Raw genomic sequence first — 23618 nt, 5'->3', positions numbered from 1 at the left:
CTGTTCTCCGGCGGATAATTCTACCTGTTGATAATTTCTATTTCTCTGTTCCCATCGTCTAAAATATTGATTTTTATATCTATCCTTTTGGCAGGCAATAATTTTGTTGCTTTTTCCGCCCATTCAATCACACAAACTCCCTGACTTTCAAACAACTCATCTAACCCGAGACTAAGTACGTCTTCTAACTTGTTTATTCTGTACAAATCTATATGATATAATGGTATTTTGCATTGATATTCGTTCATAAATACAAAACTCGGGCTGTTTACGTCTATATTACAATCAAGTCCTTTAGCTATACCTTTAACAAAAACCGTTTTCCCTGCTCCGAATTCCCCGTATAAAGCTATAAGCGTATTCTTTTTTAGTTTTTTGCCTAATTTTTCCCCGAATTCTAATGTTTCTTCCGCGCTATTTGATATTATTATATCCTTCATATGATTTTGTGCCTCTCCGATAATTTTTAAGTAGAGAAGTAAAAACTTTTACCTGTTTTTATTTGTTGGTATATAGAAAAACATAATGATTTTTAAACTAATGTTTACAAAAGTCAAGACTAATTTTAAGGAATAGCAGATAATTACATATAATGCTTCTGTGAAAGGGAAAATATACAAACTATAAAAATACTTGACTAACAAACATTAAATTCTAAAATAGCATTGAAGAACATTATAAATTAATTATAATATAAAATAAAAATATTTATTACAAATGAACCTCAAAAAGTTTCTAAAAAGGACAAATAAACTCTTGTATAAAATTTCAAAGACATCAAAAGAAAAAGGAGCTTATTTTGTTGCTTATAGTTGTATGGGAAAACTTCTTCTTTGGACAATAAACGACTATTATAAAATGATGTTAGTGGAAAAATCAAAAGAAAGAGGAATTTACTATGTTATTTGCACGGGGAGAAAATTTATTCTTCATTTGTTAATAAGAGGGTATTATGAATTTCTTGTATCACCCGGAACTTTCAAAATGGGTGGGCATACTTATACTTATTTCTATCATAAATACACCTGGGGGAACGACAGAGTTGTTGAGATTCCAATAATTTTAGAAATGATGAAAAAATATTCAGACAAAAAAATACTTGAAGTTGGAAATGTGCTTTATTATTATTTTCCGGTTAAACACGATATCTTGGATAAATACGATAAGATGAAAGGTATAATCAATCAGGATGCTGCGGATTTTAAGCCTGCTTATAAGTATGACTTTATAATCACTATCTCAACTTTAGAACATATAGGTTGGGATGAAAAACCAAGGGACCCTACGAAAATTTTGCGTGCTATTGAAAATCTGACAAGTTGCCTTGCTCCAAAAGGGAAAATGATAGTTACTCTACCTATTGGTTATAATCCTGAGATGGATAAGTTATTAAAAGCAGGTAAAATAAAGTTTCCAAAGCAATACTACCTGAAACGTGTCCGGGAAGATAAATGGAAAGAAGCAAAATGGGAAGATATTTGTGACACGAAAAATTGGTATCCATTTACAGCCGCTAATGGTTTGCTTGTAGGAATTATTGAAAAAAGTTGATAAATTGAGCGATAGAAGTTCTATACTTTTATTTTATGAAAATTCTTGTTATTTCTAACCTGTATCCTCCATATTACATAGGCGGATACGAACTACGATGCAAAGATATTCTAGATAGTCTAATAAAACGCGAACACCTGACTGCCGGCAGGCACGTTAAAGTTACAGTTCTTACCGGTAACTATTTCATCTCAGGCAAACCAAAGGGATTGGATACGGTAGAAAAAAATAATGTACATAGAAAACTGCATTTTCAGGATAAGTACCCAATAAAAGTTTCCCTGAAGAATACTATTATAAGGGAATTAAAAGATAATAAAATTTTAAGAGACACCATAAAACAAACTAGTCCTGACCTAATTTACATTTTTAATATGGGAGGGTTGAGCAAATCTTTGCTTAGAACAATAGAAAAATATAAAATCCCTGCGGTTTACGATATCTCTGATTATTGGCTCTCCGGGGAAGGAATTATGGACAACTGGTTGATATACTGGAAACAATCTCCTGAATTAGCAATCTCAAGATTTATAAAATTAAAATTTGAAGCCCTTATAACTAAAAACTTTCTGAACAAATTAACTAAATATATTTTGCCTATACAATCACACTCTTTTAACCTAAATTTTAGCTATTTTACTAGCAATTTTCTTAAAGAATCGTATATTAAATCCGGTTTTAACGTTAAAAATTCACCTGTAATATATTGTGGAATTCCTGTAGAGTTAATTCCTCATAAGATATGCGGACCCGTCTCCGGGAGAAAACCATTTAAGTTGTTATATGTCGGCAATATAACACCCAATAAAGGAACTCTTACAATTATTAAAGCAATATCCGTATTGACAAAAAAGACAATTGAAGTTAGTCTGGACCTAATAGGGGGAATAGATTTGAATTACTTCAAGGAGATAACTTCTTTAATTTCTTTGGAAAAATTACCTGTAACATATAAAGGAAAATATAAAAGAGAAGAAACATTAAAGATGTATAAAGATTACGATGCGCTAATATTTTCAAGCGTATGGGATGAACCGTTTAGTCTTACTTTACTTGAAGGAATGATGGCAGGGTTACCGGTTATAAGCACAACTACAGGTGGCAGTAGTGAAATCTTGAAAAATGAAGAAAATTGTTTAACCTTTGAACCCGATAATGCCAACGAATTAGCCCAAAAAATAGAATTGCTGATTAATGATAACAATATGTATGAAAAAATAAGCAGTAATGCCCCTAAATTTGTTAAAGAAAGTTTTACAACGGAAAAAATGATAAATAAAATAGAAGATTACTTAAAACAAACATTGACACGATAATACTACCAAATGGACACTTTTGAATTTAAAGGCAATAAAACGAAAGAAAAAGAACTTTTGCGAAAGGTAATAGACAAAGTGAAATCCGGACAATACGAGAAAATACCTCTTGAAATTCTAAAACAAGAGTATAAAACATTAGAAATAAAAGATGAGGATGTTTTATACAATCTTTATAAAGCAAAAAATAAATTGCAAAGAGCACAGGTGGTTTTATTTTCCGTAGAACCATTAACAAGGTTTTATTTTATTCGTAAAATTCTTTTAAAAATTAAAAAATGTTTATTTAAGAATATTATAAAAAAACGAATTATACGTAATGAAAATGCGATAAAAAAAATAGAAGAATCAGTAAAGGAAATCGTCTCTTAAATTAAAATGACTATAGAATCAACAAATCTATCTGCTATACCTGAAACAGGCAAGTATAATGCAAAATTTTACAAAGATTATTACAATGAAATTAATAAAGTAACCGGTTTTGGAACAATTGATAAGGAGAAAATAAATGCGATATTAAAGTTTGTTACAGGAGATAAGATATTAGATATAGGATGTGGAAAAGGACAATACGCTTCTTATCTTAACTCCTTGGGTAAAACTGCTTATGGTGCGGATTTTGTAAAAGATTTTTTACCTTCAGGGCAACGAAAATTTATTTGTGGAAATATAATGCAAATACCTTTTAGGGAGAATAGTTTCGACACTTCTATATTATTTGATGTTTTAGAACATACGGATGACGAAAAGGCATTAACTGAAGCGGCAAGAGTAACTAAAAATAGAATAATAGTAACCGTTCCTATGGATTGCAATAATTGGTTTAGGGAGTTTTATCTTATTTACGCCCATTACATAGATAAAACACATTTAAGATATTACACGGAAGAAAAAATAAATAAACTTTTTGAGAAATGCGGTCTTAAAATCATAGCTTTATTGCCACATCTTACAGTGGATTTTGCCCGGCTTATGATTAGTTCTATGGAACCTAAAGGGGGAATTATCAATAAATTAGTTTTCCGCCTTCTCCCTTATGCAAAATTTAAGCAAGTAAATACTGCAAAAATTATAATAGCAGATAAAATATAAAGTTATGGAAATAAGAGTCGATCAGTTTATATCTAGTTTCTATCCTAAGTTTGCAGAAGGCGCCGTATTTAACGATATACTGGAAACGCAAAAAACATTACGAAATGCCGGTTATATTTCAGATATATTTACAATAGACCCTGAAAAAGATAGTGGCGCCAGGTTTTATTCTAAATATAATTACCGTTCAAAAAACGACATTGTTATTTATCAATATGGTGAAGGGTCTATTTTGACGGATTTTATAATTAAACTAAAAGCCAAAAAAATATTAAGATATCATAGCGTAACCCCGCCTAAATTCCTTAAAGAAACTCCAAAATCCTTATTGGATACTATTGGCGGCAATAAAGATGCCAAATTTCTAATATCCGAAATGAATTCATCTTTTGCTACTTCAGAATATACTAAAACAGAGCTTGAAAATTTTGGTTTTAAGAATATACAGATATTACCTGTTTTTATTGATTTTAATAAGTATAAAAAAACATCAAAAGCTGCTGTTTCGAAGACAACTAAAAATCTTATATTTGTGGGAAGATTAGTGCCAAACAAAAAACATGAAGATATTATAAAAACCTTTTATTATTACCATAAAATTAACCCAAAATCTAATTTATTTCTGGTAGGGGAGTGTAAAAGTTGTCCCCGGTATGTAAATTTTCTAAAGAAGTTAATAAAAGAATTAGACCTTAATAAGAATGTTTGCCTTACAGGCCAAATAACTTTTGAGGAACTTGTAAATTTTTACGGCGTTTCGGATATATTTATATGTATGAGCGAACACGAAGGCTTTTGTGTCCCGTTACTGGAAGCGATGTATTTTACTTTGCCAATCATTGCATATAATTCAACTGCAATCCCATATACACTTGGAAATGCAGGAGTTCTGGTAAATAAGAAAAATTACGCAGAAATTGCGGAGCTTATAGATATAATTTTAACGGATAAAAAATTATATTCGCAAATAGTAGAAAAACAAAATGATAGACTAAAAGAATTTAGTTTAGAAAATACTAAAAATAAGCTTATAAAGTATATTGAAGAATTAAAAAATTCGGGAAATTCCATAGAAACATATATAGAATAAAAAGAAAGCTTGAGAGTTTAAGAAAAAAATATAAAACGGAAAAAGATGGAAAAACTTACAGACTCGCCCTTGCAAAGAATGAAAATCCTTGTCATTTCTAATTTTTATCCTCCTTATTGTTTGTCTGGATATCCTCAAGCAGATTATGGGAAAGATTGTAAGAAAAAAATTGATGAATTGACAAAAAAAGGGCATGAAATAAAAATATTAACAAGTATGTATGGAGTAAATAAATTTTGTGCTGAAAATCAAGTATATCGATTGCTTTCATTAAACATTCCTGGTCAAAATATAAACAAAAGTACCTTCACAAGTTTAAAAGATAATTTTGCTCTTAAAAATTTATTAAATAAATTTAATCCTGATCTGATATATATATTTAATATGTGGGGAATAGAAAAATCTATATTGCTTACTCTAAAAGCTTCCCAAAAACCAATCGTGTTTGATATAGTTGATTATTGGATAACGGATAATACTTCTTATGATAACTGGCTGTTTTTCAAAAATGAAAATATCAAAACAACAATTTTGAGATATATAAGCCTTTGTTTATTAAATATGTTTTTAAAAAAGAAATTCTCTTTTAATGAATCTTTGGGGTATTTAAATTCTGAAGAATTGAAATATGCATATTTTTGTAGCGAATCGTTAAAAAATAAATATCAGGAATTTGGGTTTAATGTTTATAACAATCCTGTAATCTCAAATGATTCAGTAACTAAAATAGAAACTCATCTTCAAAATGTCCTGTCACCGGAGTTTCCTGCTTATGTTCATCGTAGTTATCCTAAACTTACTAACAAAATATTAGTCGTTATGCCACAAAGTTTTGGAGATGTTTATCGTACGACAGCCATTCTTTCAACGATGAAATCCATATTTCTTGAAAAACAAATTCACTTTATGACTAAAAAAAAATGCTTCCCCCTTTTGATTTCTAATCCTGATATTGAAAAATTAATCGAATATCCTGATAGTTTTTCTTCTCCTTATGGATGCGCGGCTTTTCTTACCCTCCCAATGTCTGAATGCCTTATAAAGAGTTATGACAAAATTTATCTTCCCTATGACAAAGTACAAATCGAATTTATTACAAATCGTGAACAAAATTTTCGCTCTCATATAAACATAGTAGAACTTTTTGCAAAATTCTGTGATATAAAAAAGAATGAAATACAACGTCCTTTTCTTTCTGAAGAGTTAATAGAAACGGAACATAAAAATTTTATTATAATACATCCTGCTACATTCGCTTCTACAAGGAATTGGGATTTTTTCCCGGAATTAGTAAAAGAGATAAAAAAATATAAAAATATTGATATACTTCAAGTAGGTTGGGAATGGGATCCTTTAATTCCTGGTTGTAAAGATTGTAAAGGATTATCTTTTGGAAAATTAGCCACTCTAATAAAAGGTGCATCTCTTTTTATTGGTATAGATTCATTCCCTGCACATTTGGCAGGGGGAATAAATACCCCTTCTATTTTAATCTTTGGAGGAAGTGAAAGTTCTTTTTCTAAACCATATTGGGGAAGCCCTACCATTTTAGAACCGGAAAGACCAAAAGAATGCAAGTTCGCATGTTATTCTAAAGAATGTCTCAGGGGGAAAAAGTGCATAAATTTTATAAGTATAGATAGAGTAATGCAAGAAATCAGAAGGAGGATTTAATGAATTTATTATTATTTGTTTTTCTTTTAAATAATCCTATAAAAAAACTCGTAGAGATACCTATTACAAGCAAATCTCAAGTATATGAAATAAATAAACTAAAATTAACAATCAAATCTGTTACAAATTACGATATTCAAATAATAGCAGACGATAATGAATTAAAAACTCTTAGTAATGCAGGTTTTCATTATGAAGTTATTTTGAATGATTATAGAGAGTCTGTGAAAAAACTACTCGCTAAAGGGACTTACCATAGTTATTCGGCGCTTGTGCATGAACTTGATTCCATAGCAATTAATTATCCGGCGATTACAAAACTTGATACTATCGGATATTCCGTGGAAGGAAGACCAATTCTCGGACTGAAAATATCGGACAATGCAGGAACAGAAGAAACAGAACCGGCTATAAGATTTACGGGTTGTCATCACGGAGACGAAATAATTTCGGCGGAAATAGTTTTGTATTTAATCAAACAGCTAACGGATGAATATTCTACGGATTCATATATAAAACAACTTGTAGATGGACGTCAGATATGGTGTGTCCCTATAGTCAATCCCGACGGAATGTATAGTTATTCAAGACATAATTCCAATGGAGTAGATTTAAATCGTGATTACGGTTATATGTGGGCTAATGACGGCAATAGCCCTTATCCTTTTTCACAACCTGAACCCCGCGCATTGAAATCAAATGCAGAAACGCATAATTTTGCGATTAGTTTTGACTATCACTCGGTATATAATGTAGTTAATTGTCTCTGGGATTATACTCCGACAAAACCTACAATGGACACAATTATGCTTAATCTTGCAAAGGATTATTCGGATTCTACAGGCTATTCAATAGTCCATGGCTATGACTGGTATCAGGTATGTGGAAGCTGTCAGGACGCAATGTATGGATGTAATGGAATTATTGCGTATACAATAGAAACTCCGCAAGATGCAGACCCTACACCCGTTTGTGTGTCAAATGCAAGCGCAATGCTTAAAATGATAGAACGTTCCGGAAATGTTGGAATATCAGGGATAATTACGGATTCTGCTACAGGTAATCCTATAAATGCAAGAGTAGAAATAGAAGGAATTGATTGGAAAATGTATACAAACCTTTCTACCGGGTTTTATCATATAGTTTTACTGCCGGGAACATATACATTAAAAGTTTCTGCAAACGGATACGCAAGTAAAGAGATTGCAAATATAGCAGTAGGTGATTCAATAACCCTTATCAATGTTCCGTTACTTTTTAATAATAAATATTATGCGGATAGATTGCTAACTATTAAATATACGGGAATTTCAAATAAAACATTAAGTTCTGCCTCTCTTGGTCCGGAAGACAATAAAGCTCTTTCCCTCGGTACTGCCGGGGAAGTAGTTTTAGATATGGGAATCCCTATCCAAGATAGTTTTACCGTGTATGAGGGATCGGATAGCACAGGGAATGAAGGATATCAGGTTTTAGTATCTAATATATGGCAGAGCGGTTTTGTCAGTCTTGGCTCGGGAACGGGAACTACTACTTTTAATATAACCTCAACCGGTTTACCTGAAGCAAGATATGTCAAAATAATTGATGATGGGAATGTTAGTAATTATACGACTCCCGGGTTTGACCTTGATGCAGTTGAATCATACAGATTGTTTGGAGTTGCAGAAAAAAACAATTATAAACCCAATATAATGCTCTGTTCTAATCCGGTTGTTAATAAATTAACAATTAAAATATCTAATTCTAATGAGAGAAATATAACTTTAAAATTATATAATTTGGCAGGACAAATACTGGCTAAGAATATTATTTCTAATGGACAAACAAGTTTTTCAATTGCTACAGACAAGATTCCTTCTAATATTTATTTTTTGAAAGTAGAAGGCAAAAACTGGGCAACTACAAAGAAGGTAATTGTTTTACATTAATACCAGGTTGTTAATCCCCAAGTGTAGTTCTTCACAATTTCGGTAACGGTTTTTTTAGGTTCGCCTGAGGCGGACTGGAAATCTCGCGGTTCCAATCCGTTTTCTGTCCTCTGTTTTCGTGTTTTTTTCATACTTTCGTGGTAATTTTTTTGTAGTTCTTTTTCTCTGCGAAAAACCTAATTCTGTTTATCCTTTTTATCTCTATGTTTCTATGTTTTTTAATCTTGTTGTTATCTGCGTCCAAAAACTCTTTCTTTTCTCCGTTTTTCCTTCTGTGGTCGGAGTTTACCCCGCAGGAGTCGAAGATCCCGATGTGGCGGTGGGCGGGGTGGCTAAAATTCTTTTCTGTGGTTTGAGTTTCCGTTAGAAAATTTAGTCGTATGAAAGAACCATTATTTCTACTAGTTTGATATTAGCGGTTTGGTGTGAGTTTCTTAAGTAATAAGATTCCCAACCATAAAGCATTTACAGAATTGGATATGGAACTTGCCCACGGGATTCCGGTAAACCCTATAACTTTTACAAGCACAAGCACAAATATTACGTTAACTATAACGGTAATAAAACTTGCAATCATAGGAGTTTTAGTATCTTTTAATGCATAAAATCCCGTAGCAAGAATTCTTGCCAGTATAAGACCGGGTATTCCCATAGCGTATGCCTGTAAAGCCTTTGCCGTATTTATTGTATCCGTTGGAGTGAATTTGCCGTGTTGATACAGGAGTTTGCATACAGGGTAAGCCAGTACCCAGATTAAAACCGTTGATACAATGCTGCAAAGCACCCCATAAATAAAAGTAGTCCGTATCGTTTTAGTAAATTCTTTTCTGTGTTCCCCGGAAAGGTTTTTTGCAGCGGATGGCAAAGCAACATTAGCAAGCGCAACCCCCAGCACTCCAACGGGAACCCACATTATCCTGAAAGCATATTCAAGCCATGCAATTACTCCATCCTGAAGGAAAGATGCGATAAGAGTATTTATTATCGTGTTGATTTTCATTGCGCTGTATCCAATTGCAATAGGCATCATAAGGAGAAGAACTTTTTTTACTTCAGGCGTAAACTTAAATTTTGGACGCACGAGATATCCTTCTTTGCGTAATTGAGGAAATTGGGAAATAAGTTGTAAAGCGCCTCCGATAAGTGCGCCAATAGCTATTGATGTAATTCCGAATTGAGGTGCAAGAGCAACTCCAATTCCAATAATGGCAACGTCAAACCAACAAGATGCTATTCCTGTAGTAAAAAAATGATTAAAAAAGTTTAAAACGCCCATTACAAGGGCAGAAACCGTAATGAATATAAGAAATGGAAATAAGATACGGGTTAGTTTAACGGTAAGAAGAAATTTTTCTCCCTGGAATCCATAAGCAACAAGTTTAACCAACCAGGGAGCAAATATTATGCTAATTAAAGTTATTGCTCCGGTAATTAAGAGCATTGTCCCAAGGATAAGGCTTACGAATTCGGTAGTTGTTTTTTTATCCTTATTTGCGTGATAGTCTGCAAACATAGGCACAAACGCAGGAGTTAATGTCCCTTCCGCAAGAACGTCTCTCAATAGGTTTGGGATTCTGAATGCCACGCGGAAAGCATCCATAGCGATACCGGCACCAAAAAAATGCGCGAATACTATTTCCCTCAAGAGACCAAGTATTCTAGAAATACCCGTGCCGATACTAAAATTAAGTGCACCTTTTAGAAGACTATGTTTTTTCATTATTTTAGTAACGTTAAAATTTGAGGCTCGCTTTCCGTTATTACAATAGTATGTTCAAAATGGGCAGAAGGTTTCCCGTCAAGAGTAACTGCCCGCCAACCATCATTCATAACTTTTACTTCATAAGTCCCCGCGTTTACCATTGGCTCAATTGCAAGCGTCATTCCGGGTTCAAGCACAGGCCCACGAGAAGGACTCCCAAAATTAAATATTGTAGGTTCCTCGTGCAATTTAGTTCCTATCCCATGTCCGGTAAAATCACGGACAATTGAAAATCCATTTGATTCGACATAAGTCTGGATAGTATTGGAAATATCCGTTAAATGATTCCCCGGGTAAGCTTTTTTTAGGGCAAGTTCTAATGAATGTTTAGTTACTTCAATTAAGTTTAATTTAGATTTGTTAACTTCGCCAACTGTAAAAGTATATGCCCCATCTCCATAATACCCCTTGTAGTAAGTTCCGACATCAATAGAAATTATGTCTCCTTCTTGTAAAACACGTTTGGAAGGCATTTCATGGACTACGGATTCATTGACCGATGTGCAAAGAGTATAAGGATAATGTTGTTTAAACGCAGAAACGAAGCCCTTAAAAGCAGGTTTAGCGTTATGTTTAATTATGAAATTCTCTGCAAATTTATCCAGTTCAATTGTAGTGACTCCCGGTTTTACCATTGAATTAAATAAGTTCAGTAAATTACCGACAATTGCTCCCGCTTCTCGCATTAAAGCAATTTCTCTTTGAGATTTCAAGTTAATCATCTTATTGCATTATTAATTTCTTTTTTTCTCTGTGCCCTCTCTGTTTTCTATCTCCATTTTGTTGTCTGTTCTTCTTTTAACTCTCAACTGTCTCTTCTCTGTGTTCTCTGTGGTTAAAGTTTTTTCTACTATCTGTAATTCAGTATTTGGCATTCGTTATTTTTCCTATGACCGATTCTATTTCTTCTCTAGAAATTTTACCTTCCCGTAGTATAACAGGAGAAAAACTTATGTCAATAATTGTAGAAGGAATATTGCCGGAAGTCCCCGGGATAACAAAATCTAATTTAATATTTAGCCCTGAGTGAGAAGTTGGAGGAGGCTCGGATTGTATATTTGCGCTTGTCATTACAAGAGGGTTTTTATATTGGTATAAAACGGAAAGAATAGGTTCGGAATCAGGAATTCTTACGCCAAGTGTATTATTAGAACTTGTGACAGGTGAACCCGGTTTGGCTTTGAAAATAATCGTTAATGCGCCGGGCCAAAAAGTATTTATTAGCTTTGATCCAATTTCAGGAACATATACATATTTATCAAGTTCGGATGTATCTTTAATGAAAAGAATCAAAGGTTTTGCCTTGTTCCTGTGTTTTATTTTATATATTTTGTCAATTGCAATTAAATTATGCGCATCACAACCTATTCCATAAACAGTATCCGTGGGAAATCCGATTATTCCCCCGTTGCCAAGTGTAGATATCGCACCTTCTATTAAATCCGTTTTATTCATTTATTCCCTATACTTTGCCCGAACTTTTGTTCGGGATATCAACTCTAGACAGAAACAAATTAAGTACAGGGTAGATGGGGTAACGTCACCCCATCTACCCTTATTTATTAATTATCAAGTAGGCAGAACTATCACTCAAGCGATACTAATAATTCTTTTGTTCTTTCCAATAAATTATTTGTTTGAAATTGGATGGCCCTTTAACTTTTTCGCTTATAAGTTCCCCTTTACTGCCGCCGATAGTAATAACAAAATCACCGGTTGCGGTAACGGATATTTGCGGACTCATAGGCACACCTTCACCAATTTCTTCAAACAGGGAGTCGTCATCCGGCGCTTTACCCGTTGTAAATTTCGTGTGATATAATCTTGCCAATCCTTCAATATTACAAGGGTTATCAGGATTTAAAGGTTCATAAGTCGTAAAATAAACTATTTCATTAAATACAATTGGTTTTGAAATGGATTTTTCATTTTTACTAAGCGCTCTATACCATCCATTACTATTAGCCGTCCCTCCACCCGTAATATTTGATAAGTCTGAATCCGTATAAGGTGTGGTTTGCTTATTATCTCTCATACCGTAGAATCTGTTGTAAGTATTGGTTTTTCTTAAAGAATCTCTATCCCCTCCACCAAAGAATAGCCATAAATGCCCATCTGCGTCGTAAGCGCAGGATGGAGGGTAATAGAATGGCTGTTCGCTTGTGGATACAAAAATTCTACTGCCTGTCCAACTTGCCGGGAGAGTACTGCGAATATCAAATTTCCATAACTGTCCTTTTATGTCCCCGATATATATATAATCTGAAAGTCCATCATTTGAAGTATCAACAAGAATAGGGTCGGAAGGTATGCAATTTGTCATATGTGTATTAGTAAATTTCTTAAGCACGGTTCCATCTTTTGCGTCAATAACATAAACTGCCCGTCCCAAAGTTCCGGATGCTTTGTTAAATCCGCCACCAATCACTGCAATAGTTTTTTCTCCTGTCCCTACCTTTACTCTTCCTATTGCCGGGCTTGACCATGTTTGTGCGAACATTGTGTCGCCACCAATTTCCCATAAGAATGATGGATTTTGAGTATTGGTTACGTCAAGTCCGAAATAATAACTCCCACCACTACGTTCTCCGCAAATCAATTCGGTTTTCCATTCAGTGCTGTCTTTTGTTGTATCGCCAATGGTTGATGGAATCCATGTGTCAAATACAATAGGATTACCATCCACATAGTAGCCGTGCGTGGTTGTTAAGTTTTTTAATCTGGACAACTGGTTTTTGGGAATAAACGCCCATAATTCTTGTCCTGTCCCGGGAGTAAAAGTATCTCCCTGTGCTACATACGTTCCTGCATCAAATGCGTGTAACATACCATCATTTGCACCACTAATAACGATTTTCCTGCGATGTTTATTTACTGCCTTGAACCCTTCATATCCCTCATCGGTATACCACGGAGAAGGTGGACCCACACAAACAGGCCAGGAATGGAATATATCTCCTAATTTCCAACTATACTCATTATCTCCCCTTACATAATTTATAAGAGATTCCACGGAATCATCGGCAACTCCTAAATCATTAGAATCTATATAAGTTGGATTAAACACGACGCGACTGTTATTTTTTTGAGTATAAATAGTCCTTTCCGCGGAGGTCATATTTTTAAGAACTGTCCCTGCTTCCCATAGAGGAGTTGATAGAATATATCCTGAATCATCTTGAGGTAATGTTCCATCGGGATTTAAACGAAAAGCTTTTAAGTATCCTTGCCAGAAAGGGCTGGATTCAGAAGGCATAAAAGAAGCTATATACATATTATTATAGTATTCGGTTCTGACGGAAGGAACTTCAGGACCCGAAAAAGAAGTAGCGCGTTCTTCCATTATTCCAATGATTTGATTAAGAGCTGAGTCAAGCAAGTCAGGTGATGTTGCGGGGTAGTAATGTTCAGTCCCACCGAGTTTAGCAATAGAATCAAGGCATTTAGCGTCAGCACCTCCTGCGACAGCTACGCCACAAACAAAAGTCTTAACATCATACTTAATTCCTAAAATCTGTATATTTCGAAGATTTTTTGCTTCAGTATAAGGTGAATGGGTATTATAACTGGGGTATCCGGTTTCTGCACCATCGGAACAAAGCAATACAAAATACCCTCTGCAGCGTTTTGCGACATCTTTAGGTATGATTTCCTGTGTATAATACTGTTTTGCCCAGTAAAGAGCGCCACCCATAGGAGTTCCTCCATCTGCTCGGAATTCATTGATTTGCCCGGTGTTATCAATCCATTGTTTAATAGAGTCCAGGGAAGATCCCATTTTTGCCCTTAAAATCGTTTTTGTTGCTTCAGGGTAATTTTTAGGCCAGTAATCGTTTCCGCTTCCATCTACTCCGTGCCATGGAATTTTTTGAACTTTTGAATCGGTATAAGGAGATGTTCGATACCAATCACGAGCATATTCATTGGTAGCTTTATATTGCCCATAAGTCATTAAACCGAATCTTATACTATTGTGTGCCTGAATAGCCTGCCGAAGCCCATTTTTCAGAATATACATTCTCGAATCATTTTTAAATCCATCTCCATTTGTATCTCTGCCGGGATACAAATCGCTTCCATCTCCCCATGTGTAATTGCCGTTCATATCAAAAGTCATTGAGCCGGAAGTATCAAAAATAAGTAATATATCCGGGTAAACAGTTATAGTAAAAAGGTCAACATCTTCAGAAATCGCTTTTATAGAGAAACATAAAAAAGATAGTACGAAAATGAGTTTTTTCATATTATTTCCCTCCTATTCAAAATGTAATTTTTTTGCCATTTCCTGTACTTTATAGGAAAATTTTACGTTTTTATAGTTAAACATATTGTCAGAAATATCTATCCCTTCTTTTACATCTTTAACTTCAGTTGTAGACTGTAATGTGTTCGTAGAATCATACTTTTCTATTGTTTTTGGAATCCACCCCAAATCGTCGGTTTCTATATAATTTTTATAACTAATTATCTCCTTATTTGAAGAAGCTTTTTCTATTTTATCTCCTAACTTTATCTGCGTTTTGCCTTTTTCCATTTTAATACCTACCACCTCCAGAGCATCTTTTATTGGCGGCATCTTTTGCATCTTGCCGAAAGCAGGTATATACCAACATTCTTTTTCATCGGATATCATTACGAGTCCTATTTCTTCTGAGTTAGGCAAGGTCTCTTCTATCCGAATTCTATTGTTTTCCTGTTTGATAAAAGTTTTATATACAATATTATCAGACAGGAGCCTTGTTTCAAGAGAAATAATAATCCCTTCATTTGCAGAAAAACATACCAAAGGCATAAACATAAATATTCCAAAAATTAACTTATTTCCACCTGAAATGAATTTCCCTTTGTTCAACATTTTCCCCCCTATAGTAATCAATACTGTGTTCCACCTCTTCCAAGCGGACCACATTTAATTCTCGCTTTTACGACACGTTTACTTTTATTCATTTTGCCTGAAGTTATTACATCATACTTGAAATCAAAGAATTCGTTGCCTTCTTCTATGCTGAATCCCTCCTTATAAGCAGCGCCAACAAGTTGAGGAGGAGTTGGAATCGTATTTGGCAACCCGCTTTTATATTTTGCATTATTAACAAGCGTAATCCATGTATCCGGTGATGCCGGGAATGCCTCACATTTTGCCGGCACCTCTGATATGCCCCGTTCTAACCCGGCTTCTGCAGAATGAAATGCAATTTTCGAGTCTGAACCCGCAACACTGATTCTAATTTCGCTCATACTCATTGTCATTAAAGTTATAACCAATAATCCAAGTATAACGAGTACGCTCATGACCAATATGAGTGAAACACCTCTTTCTTTATCCATAGCTATTATATATATGAAGCAAATCCCTGAAACTGTCAATACATTTTTTCATTTTCTTATCGGCAGAGATGAGATTCTTCTCCGCCTTCCACCAAAAAGATCGGCGGACAAGCAGGCGAATCAGAATGTCCAGCAGAGCTGGATAAGTTGGAGGCCCACGCTACGCTCTGGATAGAAATCCCTAATCCAGTATAGCTGGAAAGGGCTTGCTATAATCATCATTGTCTTGGGAACTCCAACTAAATAGAACCCTGAATCTCGACAATTAAATAGAATATAAATGTGAGAAAAAACGTGTAACTTATATTTCAGATTAGATGTTGTATGAGAATTTTTAATCCAATAGCAATTAAAATTATACCGCCAAGAATTTCGATTTTATTCTCAAAAAAATGCCCGGCTTTATTGCCAATAAACACGCCTATAAAAGAGAGTGAAAAAGTGATAATCCCAATAATCATTATTGGGGTTATGATGGAAACTCTTAAAAATGCAAAACTCAAACCAACCGCTAATGCGTCAATGCTTGTGGCAACGGATAATAACAACAGTACATATAAGTTCAACGGGTTAATTTCTTTTTTTTCTGATTCTTTTTTTGTTGCTTCATGAATCATTTTAATCCCTATTAAACTTAATAATCCAAAGGCTACCCAGTGGTCAAAACTTGAAATAAAACGGTCAAGGTAAGATCCCACAAACCAGCCTATTAATGGCATACCCATCTGAAACACACCAAAGAAGAGTGCAATTTTTAACGCATTGTCGAAGATCTCGCCTTTCTTTGTAGGGGGACCGGATTTTACATTTTTTATAATTGCGCCACTCGTAATGGAGACAGCAAAAGCATCCATTGCCAGACCAAAAGCTATAAATACATAAGTTAACATAATCCCTTGAATTATGTGAAATAAAAGTAAATAATAATTATGTTTTTATCAGGATAAGTTTTTGAGTTGAAATTAAAGAATTTGTTTTTAATCTTATGAGGTAGATGCCCGGTTTTAAATGTTTTGCGCTGACATTAATATTGTAGTTCCCCTGTTCTTGTTCCGAATTAACCAGTGTTTTAATTGTCCTTCCCGATATGTCATATATTGTTAATGAAACTTTAGTTGTTTTGGGTATGAAATAACTTACATTTGTAGAATAGGTAAATGGGTTTTTAGATATTTTCAATATTGTGTTGTTAATTTTAGGTTTCGTATTTTCTTCAATCCCGGCCTGACAACCTAAACACCACCTGCAAGGTATTCCATTAACTATTGACCATATTCTGTAATTCCCCGCAGCTGCATTGGATGGAAGAGTTACGTCCGTATGTGTTTCATTCCAGGAAGTGCTAATCGGCATATAAAGCAATTCTCCGCCTCCGTTGCCCTGAAAATTCCCGCCGCCAACACGGACAAATGACATAATTGGATGGTCATTTGAAGCCATATGACAGTAATTTCCTCCATCTGCTTCGGATACACCTCTGAAAAGTGTCCCTTCTATATGTGTGTTAGTAGATAAAGTGCTTACGCTTTGATGATTTGTTATTGTTGATTGCCATTCATTTCTATATCCGAGCCCTATATCATATTGTTCAATGGAATTAAGATATGTCCCATTATTTCCGCCGATTGTTAATATATATGGTTGCACGGCAGGAACAAGAACAGAAGAATGATATGCTCGTGGAGTGGAAAGTGATACGGTGTTTTTCCATTTATTTGTGTTTGTTCCCGGAATTCGTTCGGCAGGGTCCCATATTTCACAACTTGAAAGTGGGGTTACCCCATTGTGCCCCCCTGTCACCAGAACAAGACCGGAGTAAAGGATAGTAGCGTTATGTAAAAACCTTGCATTATTTAAAGCGCCTTCTAATGTCCACGTATTTGCAACCGGGTCATATATTTCACAGGTTGACAATGGAGATGTTCCATCAGTTGTTCCGCCTATTACCAAAACTTGTCCCGATTGTAAAAGAGTAGCAGTATGAAAATATCTTGCCGTGTTTAAAGAGGCTTTATTTGTCCAGTTTGTACCATCCCATAATTCACAGGTGGCCGAAGAATTTCCCCCTGTTGTTTGTCCGCCTATAACAAGAACGGTGCCATCCAGTAAAAGAACGGACGTATGCTTTGTCCTTGGAACATTCATATTTCCTGCACTATTCCAGACGCCTGAATTATAAACTTCACAAGAATTTAAAACACTACTATTTTCTCCACCGGCTACAAGAACTCTTCCATCACTAAGAAAAGTAGCGCTGTGATTAAATCTTGCGGTAGCCATACTTCCTGTGTTTGCCCATGTCTCAGTTGATACGTCATATAGTTCTGCCGAACTGATGGCAGAAACGTTTTTCCCGCCCGCTACCAAAACATTCCCGGATGTCAATAAAACTGCGGTATGGTTGCTTCTTGCGTCATTAAGAGAAGCTGTGTTGCTTACGGTATCTTTGCAATAATTATATAATTCACATAAACTAAGCGCACCACCGACATTTTGCCCCCCTGCAATAAGAACATTAGTGCTGCAATTGCTCGTGTGTATTATCGGGAGTATCGTTACGGTTTGAGCTTCACGTGCGGTATTAAATGAGTTTTTGTTTTGCCATAATCCATTTGAAGGGTCATATATTTCGACTTGTTTTGTAAATGGAGCTCCTCCCGCAGAAGACCCAATCGCCAATACTTTGCCGGTAGGTAAAATGGCAAGGGTTCCGTGCCCTCTTGCTATTAGTGTTGTATCCGTGGAATACCACGTTTCGGTTGCAGGTGAATAAAGTTCGGATACTAAAGTGCCTTCACCCGTTGCTAAAACATCTCCTGACGGTAATAATGCAAATCCTCCTGCACATTTTCCAATCTTCATACTATCGGTAATCGACCATGCCCCGGCGTTAATATCATAAAGTTCACATGTTTTTAACCTGACGCCTCCGCCAACTCCACCCGCTACCAATACTTTATTATTCCATGGCGGGGGCAAAAGGACTGCGGTAGCACTGGTTCTACTGATATTCATAAGCCCTGTGGTTGCCCATGTCCCTGAAGAATAAGTATAAATTTCGCAATTTTTGCTGTCTCCACTCCATGCAAAAGATCCACCTCCAATTATAAGAACTTTATCGGAAGGTAATAAAACTTCTGAAGCGTTATAATGATAATTAGACGGAAGACCTGTTACGGCTATGGCATCTGTAGTATAGTCATAAATATATGGAGTTCTCCCATCATCCGCTATAATTACTTTTTCATTTCTGAATAGTGTTGCCCATGCGCCACATTTGCTAAAACTGTTGGATGCCGCAGATGCAGTGAAAGTATTTGCAGATTCATCGTAAAGCCAGTTTTTATTAAATGTCCAACTTGTTACGTAAAAAACTTTACCATTTGGAAGAAGGATGGCATTTGTATGAGCATCATCGTCTTCAACTCCTGAAGGCATTGCAGTTCTTGTCCATTTTCCCGTTGCGGGATCAAAAACCTCATAGCCTGAAGTTTCTGAGTCCTGCGTTCCGATTATTATTAGCTTCCCATCTGAAAGTAATGATGTTGGAGAACCACATCTGCCTACGTTAAGGTCGCCCGTTCTTCCCCATCTTCCCGCGCTTCCGGCAATTGTTGAAAATAAAAAAAAGATCACAAATGAGAAAATTTTGATTTTAGACATAATACCTCCAAAATGATCATATGATTATATGGTACATTTCTACCTTAATTGTCAAGACAAAACTGATTTTTTTTGAAATTGGATAAGAAATTCTTAAAACACCGGGAGGGGATTTAAAATAAGAATTTTTATAAATGCTAAGATAAACCGTAAAAATATTGAATTTTATAGATTTTTGTTGCAAAAAGAAGATATTGTGATACATAGTTCAAAATACAACAAATAGAGAAAAAAGTCTTTTTATGGATAACAGGAGGAAAGATGAAAAAACTTTTTGAATTTACAGGATTAGGAATTTTATTTGCACTTACTTGTGCAACAGCATCAGCTCAGGACTTCGCAAAGGGCAGACTTATTGTAAAGTTTAAAGATGGGGTTAATATCTCAAATCAAAAAGGTAGTGTTTTAACAGGAATACAGAGTGTAGATAAATTGAATGAAAAATATTCCGCGAAACAAGCAACCGAATTATTTAAAAATTATACGCCTGTTACAAAAACAGTAGTCATAAAAGATAAGATAGTAGATGTCCCGTCTCTTTCAAATATTTATGTTTTAACTCTCAATGAAGATGCAGATATTCTTTCTGCAGTCAAAGAATATAAAAATAATCCTGATGTCTTATATGTCGAACCTGATTATATTGCCCATAGTTGCGCAACTCCAAATGACTCATATTTTGGCGAACAATGGGGACTAAATAAAATTCAAGCAGAAGCCGCATGGGATACAACTACCGGGGATACTTCAGTTGTAATTGGAATACTTGATACGGGAATTGATACGGCTCATCCCGACATAGTAAATAATTTATGGATAAACAAAGATGAAATACCCGGTAATAGTATAGACGATGATGTAAATGGATTTGTTGATGACGTATACGGATGGAATTTTGTAAGTAATAATAACAACCCGAATGATGATGCCGGTCACGGTACTCATTGCGCAGGTATCGCGGGCGCAGTAACAAATAATGGAACCGGAGTAGCAGGTGTAAGCTGGAAATCAAAAGTTATGGCAGTTAAAGTGCTTAATAATAATGGTACCGGACTTTACTCGAATATTGCGTTGGGAATAGTATATGCGGCTAACAATAATGCAAAAATTATAAATATGAGTTTGGGCGGATATGCTTCTTCTACTCTTCTGGAGAATGCGCTCATAAATGCGTATGCTACATCAGTACCCGTAGGAGCAGCCGGGAATGATAATAAAGAGCAGTTGTTTTATCCTGCTTGTTTTTCAACGGTACTTGCAGTCGCAGCAACGGATAGCAATGACGTAAAATGGGACGGCTCGAATTACGGGAGCTGGGTGGATTTGTCAGCGCCGGGAGTTAGTATATACAATACACGACTAAATGATTATGCAAGATTTACGGGCACTTCACAGGCGGCTCCTTTTGTATCCGGAGTTGCAGCATTGATTGCAGCTTATAAACCGACATTTTCTACGGGCGCAATAATGAACATGATTGTGAATAATACTGATCCTATTGATACTTTAAATCCGACTTATGCAGGAAAAATAGGAAGTGGAAGGCTGAATGCGCATCTTGTACTTACGGGAGGATTATTGCCGAAACTTGCAATGCTTGGAGATACGGTAAAAGACCCGGCCGGTGATAATGACGGCGTGCCGGATGCAGGCGAAACGGTAAATTTGGTGATTGCGTTACAGAATAACGGAATGGATGCAACCGGCGTATTTGGAGTTTTGCATACGGACGATGCAAACATTACGGTTACGGATTCTACGTCCAATTTCGGCGACATACTTGCGCGTGTAAAGAAAGCAAATTCCGGGGACGTATTTACGTTTTCTCTTTCGGGAGGATGTCCTCAACATAATGCATTATTCAGGTTGGAGATAGCTTCAAACAGCGGAACTTACCGGGACACGATAGAATTTTCCATAGGGACTCAGAATAGTTATAACGTAAGCGGGATGATAAGCACAAATACGTTATGGACAAAAGATAAACTTTATATAGTTACCAATCCCGTAATAGTACAGCCGGGAGTAACTCTTACGATAGAACCGGGGACGGAAATAAGAGTTAAGTCGGGCAAAATGATAAGAGTAGACGGGGAACTAATTGCAAGAGGCGATTCTGCGGACACAATTAAATTCACCTCCAATGATACGATACCGAAACCGGGGAACTGGTATGGGATTCGTTTTACAAATTCGGCGACGGATGCTTCGTATGATAGTTCCGGAAACTATTTGTCGGGAAGCATACTGGAGTACTGTTCGATACAATATGCGGGACCGGCAATAAACTGCGACACAGCATCACTGTTTATTCATAAATGTTTGATAACTAATAATCTTCGTAGAGACAGCGCCATGGGAACGGCAAGTTATGGTGGAGGGATTGCCTTATCTTATGCGGGAGGCGTAATCAAGGACAATTACATAATAAATAATAAAGTAAAACATATCGGTGGAGCAATGGAGGCTTACGGCGGAGGAATCGCGGGGCAAGATGTTTTAATGTTGACTCTTTCCGGGAATATCATAGACAGCAATACGGCAGAAGGAGATTGGAAATCTTCGGGAACGGGAGGAGGAGTATATTTGCAGATGCGGATGACGTCAGGAAATATTCTTAAAGTAACTGGAAATACCATTACCAATAATTCCGGGAGCAGTTATCAAAGCGGAAGCGGTCTCCAATGCGGCGGGAACAGCGGCCCCGAGTTTACTCATTATGATATCAGCAATAACTATATAGGTAATAATATTGGGAGCGAAGGTGGCGGCGCCATTATGTTATGGGGCGGTTTTGATTCTTTGTCAAAAGTAAGTAACAATCTGATAGAGAATAATCTTGGCAACGGTATTGTTTTTATAAACGGGGCAAGCGGAATAATAACCAACTGCAGAATAATAAATAATAAAGGCTACGGTGTATCTAACATAGGCAGCATTAACAACAGCATAATTTGTGTAGATTCAAACGTAATAGCAGGTAATGATTCCGGTGGAATAAGAGTAACAACCTCGACAGGTTACAGGGAAACTAAAGAGATAATGTATAATACGATTATAAATAATTCGGGGCCGGGAATAAGAGGAGAAAAAATAAGTCGGGTACATCACAATAATATTTTATGTAATACCGGCTATGCATTCCAAAATACGTCTTCTGTTTCTATGTCTGCAGACAGCAACTGGTGGGGAACGACAAATACCGATACGATTGATGAGCATATCTGGGATATGAATGATGACGCAATGAATCTCGGGCTTGTAAATTATACTCCTTTATTAACATCTCCGGATATAGCCGCTCCGCCATATCTTGACAGCATAAACGTTTATCCTGAGCCGGCAGGCATAGAAACTCTGTATACTCATCTTGCTTTCAGTAAGCAAATGGATACAACTGTTACCCCGGAAGTCACTTTTGGAATAGATACAAATCTAACTCAATATGAAATTAGCGGAAAATGGGTTGATTTAATGCACTGGAACGGTAAGTATTTTATTAATGAAATGGTATTGGATTCTACTTATACCATAAGAGTTGCTAATGCTCAGGATGCTTCTTTTATTATGCCTGTTGATACTCGTGGTAGATTTCGTGTTTATACGGCAGGAAGCGCATCCAGAGAGTTAATTGCACAGTCCGACGTTGTTAAGATAGCTCTTTCGTGGCATCCTTCAACCATAGCTAATTTACTTGGGTATAATATTTACAGGAGCGCGACTTCAGGCGGGCCATATACATTGCTTAATTCAAAGATTATTATTGATACAACTTATGCGGATTCAAGTAAAGGTGTGATATATTATTATGTTTATACGGTTCTTGATAATAACTTTAAGGAGAGCAGTTATTCTTCTGAAGCTACCGGATTTATCGGAGTAGAGGAACTTTCCATTCCAAAAGTTTTTGCTTTTTCGGGAGCTTATCCAAATCCGTGCGGAAAGTCGGCGTTTATTAAATACCAGCTTCCCGCGAAGAGCAAGGTTTCTCTGAGGATATACGATTTAACGGGAAGAGAAGTGTGCACATTAATAGACAGGGAAGAGAAGCCGGGATATTATGTGGCCGGATGGCATGGCAAAGATAACGCAGGAAAGAAATTAGCTTCGGGAATTTATTTTACGAAATTTGCAGCTGGAAACTATAAAGAGACAAAGAAACTAATTTTAATGAAATAAAAGCGGAAAATATAGAAGGCCCTTAGAACTTT

At 35.8% G+C, this 23618-nt stretch carries 18 protein-coding genes; 8 read left to right on the top strand and 10 right to left on the bottom strand.

What is annotated here, in order from left to right; translation table 11 throughout:
* Positions 1-20: 20 nt before the first annotated feature.
* Positions 21-440, bottom strand: coding sequence for a tRNA (adenosine(37)-N6)-threonylcarbamoyltransferase complex ATPase subunit type 1 TsaE (tsaE, locus tag WC614_00180; protein MFA5031412.1), 420 nt, complete (start codon positions 438-440; stop codon positions 21-23).
* Between the two features lie 277 nt (positions 441-717).
* On the opposite strand from tsaE, the gene WC614_00175 reads away from it, so the two are divergent.
* The 7 genes from WC614_00175 to WC614_00145 are packed head-to-tail and all read left to right on the top strand — an operon-like array spanning position 718 to position 8654.
* On the top strand, positions 718-1551 hold the full coding sequence (locus tag WC614_00175; protein MFA5031411.1) for a hypothetical protein: 834 nt from the start codon (positions 718-720) through the stop codon (positions 1549-1551).
* Between the two features lie 35 nt (positions 1552-1586).
* Entirely contained in the window at positions 1587-2867 is a 1281-nt protein-coding gene (locus WC614_00170) for a glycosyltransferase (GenBank protein MFA5031410.1), read from the top strand.
* Positions 2868-2876: 9 nt separating this feature from the next.
* Positions 2877-3239: a hypothetical protein gene (locus WC614_00165; GenBank protein MFA5031409.1), complete on the top strand. Its 363-nt coding sequence runs from the start codon at positions 2877-2879 to the stop codon at positions 3237-3239.
* 6 nt (positions 3240-3245) lie between these two features.
* Positions 3246-3959 carry a class I SAM-dependent methyltransferase gene (locus WC614_00160; GenBank protein ID MFA5031408.1) on the top strand — a complete coding sequence of 238 codons (714 nt, stop codon included), beginning with the start codon at positions 3246-3248 and terminating at the stop codon, positions 3957-3959.
* A gap of 4 nt (positions 3960-3963) precedes the next feature.
* Positions 3964-5049, top strand: coding sequence for a glycosyltransferase (locus WC614_00155; protein MFA5031407.1), 1086 nt, complete (start codon positions 3964-3966; stop codon positions 5047-5049).
* Positions 5050-5094: 45 nt separating this feature from the next.
* On the top strand, positions 5095-6723 hold the full coding sequence (locus WC614_00150; GenBank protein ID MFA5031406.1) for a glycosyltransferase family 9 protein: 1629 nt from the start codon (positions 5095-5097) through the stop codon (positions 6721-6723).
* Complete coding sequence (locus WC614_00145; GenBank protein MFA5031405.1) at positions 6723-8654, top strand: M14 family zinc carboxypeptidase; 1932 nt, start codon at positions 6723-6725, stop codon at positions 8652-8654. The genes WC614_00150 and WC614_00145 overlap by 1 nt, the downstream gene beginning before the upstream one ends.
* A 412-nt stretch (positions 8655-9066) precedes the next feature.
* On the opposite strand, the gene murJ is transcribed toward WC614_00145, so the two are convergent.
* The 9 genes from murJ to WC614_00100 form a co-directional block, all read right to left on the bottom strand.
* Positions 9067-10374, bottom strand: coding sequence for a murein biosynthesis integral membrane protein MurJ (gene murJ, locus WC614_00140; protein ID MFA5031404.1), 1308 nt, complete (start codon positions 10372-10374; stop codon positions 9067-9069).
* Positions 10374-11138 (bottom strand): type I methionyl aminopeptidase, encoded by a 765-nt coding sequence (map, locus tag WC614_00135; protein MFA5031403.1) that lies wholly within the window; start codon positions 11136-11138, stop codon positions 10374-10376. Before map ends, murJ begins: the two co-directional genes overlap by 1 nt.
* 12 nt (positions 11139-11150) lie before the next feature.
* Entirely contained in the window at positions 11151-11291 is a 141-nt protein-coding gene (locus WC614_00130; GenBank protein MFA5031402.1) for a hypothetical protein, read from the bottom strand.
* Complete coding sequence (locus tag WC614_00125) at positions 11278-11871, bottom strand: L-threonylcarbamoyladenylate synthase (GenBank protein ID MFA5031401.1); 594 nt, start codon at positions 11869-11871, stop codon at positions 11278-11280. The genes WC614_00130 and WC614_00125 overlap by 14 nt, the downstream gene beginning before the upstream one ends.
* A gap of 145 nt (positions 11872-12016) precedes the next feature.
* Positions 12017-14659, bottom strand: a complete 2643-nt coding sequence (locus WC614_00120) for a PilC/PilY family type IV pilus protein (GenBank protein MFA5031400.1) — start codon at positions 14657-14659, stop codon at positions 12017-12019.
* A gap of 12 nt (positions 14660-14671) precedes the next feature.
* Entirely contained in the window at positions 14672-15271 is a 600-nt protein-coding gene (locus tag WC614_00115; protein ID MFA5031399.1) for a hypothetical protein, read from the bottom strand.
* Between the two features lie 17 nt (positions 15272-15288).
* Positions 15289-15744 carry a PilX N-terminal domain-containing pilus assembly protein gene (locus tag WC614_00110; GenBank protein ID MFA5031398.1) on the bottom strand — a complete coding sequence of 152 codons (456 nt, stop codon included), beginning with the start codon at positions 15742-15744 and terminating at the stop codon, positions 15289-15291.
* Positions 15745-16052: 308 nt separating this feature from the next.
* Positions 16053-16634, bottom strand: coding sequence for a manganese efflux pump MntP family protein (locus WC614_00105; GenBank protein ID MFA5031397.1), 582 nt, complete (start codon positions 16632-16634; stop codon positions 16053-16055).
* 37 nt (positions 16635-16671) lie between these two features.
* On the bottom strand, positions 16672-19407 hold the full coding sequence (locus tag WC614_00100) for a kelch repeat-containing protein (GenBank protein MFA5031396.1): 2736 nt from the start codon (positions 19405-19407) through the stop codon (positions 16672-16674).
* A gap of 261 nt (positions 19408-19668) precedes the next feature.
* Between WC614_00100 and WC614_00095 the strand changes: the two genes are divergently transcribed.
* Positions 19669-23586, top strand: coding sequence for a S8 family serine peptidase (locus WC614_00095; GenBank protein ID MFA5031395.1), 3918 nt, complete (start codon positions 19669-19671; stop codon positions 23584-23586).
* Positions 23587-23618 lie beyond the last annotated feature (32 nt).

The organism is bacterium, from assembly GCA_041649255.1.
GTDB lineage: Bacteria > Hydrothermota > UBA3073 > JACQXS01 > JAQTXJ01 > JAQTXJ01.
This window is presented reverse-complemented; position numbering and strand designations above follow the sequence as displayed.